Annotated in this window: 3 protein-coding genes; all 3 read left to right on the top strand. The window is 35.7% G+C overall.

Annotated elements, in window-relative coordinates; genetic code table 11:
• Positions 1-160 precede the first annotated feature (160 nt).
• Complete coding sequence (rfbF, locus tag P8O16_RS18305) at positions 161-943, top strand: glucose-1-phosphate cytidylyltransferase (protein WP_300317151.1); 783 nt, start codon at positions 161-163, stop codon at positions 941-943.
• A gap of 79 nt (positions 944-1,022) precedes the next feature.
• Positions 1,023-2,069 carry an NAD(P)-dependent oxidoreductase gene (locus tag P8O16_RS18300; protein ID WP_300317148.1) on the top strand — a complete coding sequence of 349 codons (1,047 nt, stop codon included), beginning with the start codon at positions 1,023-1,025 and terminating at the stop codon, positions 2,067-2,069.
• Between the two features lie 12 nt (positions 2,070-2,081).
• On the top strand, positions 2,082-2,606 hold the full coding sequence (gene rfbC, locus P8O16_RS18295; protein ID WP_300317146.1) for a dTDP-4-dehydrorhamnose 3,5-epimerase: 525 nt from the start codon (positions 2,082-2,084) through the stop codon (positions 2,604-2,606).
• The last annotated feature ends 124 nt before the right edge of the window (positions 2,607-2,730 follow it).

The raw sequence follows: 2,730 nt of genomic DNA, 5'->3' as shown, positions 1-2,730 counted from the left end.
GAATTACCTGGACGAGTTTTGTTACAAACTCAACAGAAGATATTTCGGTCAAAAACTCTTTGACAGACTCATTATTGCTTCGATTTAATCATACTGGCAAGATTGCGGATATACATAATATTTTAAATGAAATTTTTACATCTAAACTTTAATAATAACTATGAAAGCAGTAATTTTAGCAGGAGGCTTTGGTACTCGGATTAGCGAAGAAAGTGGGGTTCGTCCCAAGCCAATGGTGGAAATTGGAGGAAAGCCAGTTCTATGGCATATTATGAAAATTTATTCTTCCCATGGCATAAATGATTTTGTTATTTGTTGTGGGTATAAGGGCTATGTGATAAAGGAATATTTTTCAAATTATTTTTTGCATATGGCAGACATCACATTTGATTTAGAAAAAAATGAAATGGAAATTCATCGTAAGAACAGCGAACCTTGGAAGGTTACTTTAGTGGATACCGGAGAAGGGACTATGACAGGCGGTAGAATCAAAAGAGTTGCTGATTATGTGAAGGATGAAACATTTTGTCTTACCTATGGTGATGGAGTTAGTGATGTCAATATTTCCGCTTCTATTGCATTTCATCAGAAGCAAAAGACTCTAGTTACTTTGACTGCGGTGCAGCAACCTGGTCGATTTGGGATTTTTACATTAGGAGATGAAAGTACAAGAATTGAAAGTTTTAAAGAAAAGCCTAGGGGCGGTGGCTTCGAAAATGCATGGATAAATGGAGGTTTTTTTGTGGTGGAGCCTGAAGCTTTGAATTTTATTTCCGATGATCAAACTGTTTGGGAAAAAGAACCACTTGAGAAGCTAGCTGAAATAGGCCAGCTTTCTGCTTTTAAGCATTTTGGTTTTTGGCACCCAATGGATACTTTAAGGGATAAACAAGTTCTTGAGAGTTTATGTAATGCCAATAAAGCACCATGGAAAATATGGTAATTGGATCTTTTACTGAAGACAAATTTATCAGCAACTAGATATTAGAATTATTTTTATAAACCTCATGAAAATAGATCATATGAAAATTCTTATTACTGGAAATATGGGATACGTAGGCCCAGGACTAATTAGTAAACTACGTCAATCTTATCCTCATGCTGAACTCATTGGTTATGACATGGGGTATTTTTCAAAATGCTTAACCAATGTTGATTTTCTTCCTGATAATCAATTGAATAAGCAAATTTTTGGAGATGTAAGGCATTTTCATGAAAGCTTGTTTGAAGGTATTGATTCTGTGGTCTATCTAGCTGCGATCTCAAATGATCCGATGGGGAATAAATTTGAAAAAGTAACCATGGATGTTAATTGCAAGTCTGCCGTTAGAATGGCGGAATCAGCTAAGAAGAATGGGGTTAAGTCGTTTGTATTTGCCTCAAGTTGTAGTATTTATGGAGAGGCAGATGACTATCCAAAAGTAGAAACTGACAGACTTAACCCACTAACTGCTTATGCAAAATCCAAAGTGGAGGCTGAAAATGGATTAAATGCGCTTGCAAGCGAAAACTTTATTGTAACCTGCTTTCGCTTTGCAACTGCCTGTGGTCATTCTGACCGGCTTAGATTGGATTTGGTATTGAATGACTTTGTAGCTGGGGCCGTCACTTCAAAAGAAATATCCATTTTGAGTGATGGTACTCCTTGGCGACCTCTGATCAATGTTTTAGATATGGCCAGAGCGATTGATTTTGGAATTAGTCGAAATGCGAGTAAAGGGGGAGGCTTTTTAGTAGTAAACACAGGTACAAATACCTGGAATTATCAGGTTGTCGAACTGGCAGAGGCCGTAGCAGAAGTTATACCCGGTATTAAAGTATCTGTAAATCCAAATGCTCAACCTGACAAAAGATCATACAAAGTCAATTTTGATTTATTTGCGGAGTTAGCACCGGATTATCTCCCTGTTTTTGACCTTAATAGAACTATTAAAGATTTATACTCCAATCTTACTGAAATGAATTTTAATGATCATCAGTATCGGAAATCTCAATACATAAGGCTTGAAGTTTTAAACAATCTACAAAATAAAAATTTTCTGAGTGATGATCTTTCTTGGAATTGGTGAAAATAAAAAAATATGATATTTACTGAGACAGAACTTAAAGGTGCTTTTATTCTTGAAATCAAGAAATTAGAAGATGAAAGAGGATTTTTTGGAAGGTCATGGTGCGCTAAAGAATTGGCCGCACATGGTTTGAAACATGACATCAAACAAGCAAACACTTCTTTAAGTCTTAAGAAAGGAACGATAAGAGGGATGCATTATCAAAATGATCCTTTCCAAGAGACAAAATTAATTCGATGTACGAGAGGAGCAATTTATGATGTAATTATAGATCTCAGAAAGAACTCCCCAACCTATAAACAATGGGTGGGTGTTGAATTGACTCAAGATAATTATAAAATGCTTTATGTTCCTGAGGATTTTGCTCATGGCTTTATTACACTTGAGGACAATTGTGAAGTTTCTTATTTAGTTACTCAGTTTTATACTCCAGGTGCTGAAGCTGGGATTAGGTGGGATGATCCTGAATTTAAAATTGAATGGCCAATGAACCCTGAAGTCATATCTGAAAAAGATAGAAATCACCCTAATTATTAAAATAATTTATATGTATATCCGCAAAGATGCCAGTAGCCAAATAAGTTAGAAGTGACAGCCAGTGACAATCGCTTTCTTGCGATCTTAACGGGTACTAAATTAGGTCAAAATAAACGGTTTTGAC

It is taken from the genome of Algoriphagus sp., from assembly GCF_029254265.1.
In the GTDB taxonomy this organism is placed as follows: Bacteria; Bacteroidota; Bacteroidia; order Cytophagales; family Cyclobacteriaceae; genus Algoriphagus.
Note: the sequence above shows the minus strand (reverse complement) of the source record. Positions and strands in the feature narration are given on the sequence as shown.

Excerpts from the sequence above, each read along its gene's own strand:
- rfbF (WP_300317151.1), top strand. The coding sequence starts at position 161 with ATGAAAGCAGTAATTTTAGCAGGAGGCTTTGGTACTCGGATTAGCGAA.
- P8O16_RS18300 (WP_300317148.1), top strand. The coding sequence starts at position 1,023 with ATGAAAATTCTTATTACTGGAAATATGGGATACGTAGGCCCAGGACTA.
- rfbC (WP_300317146.1), top strand. The coding sequence starts at position 2,082 with ATGATATTTACTGAGACAGAACTTAAAGGTGCTTTTATTCTTGAAATC.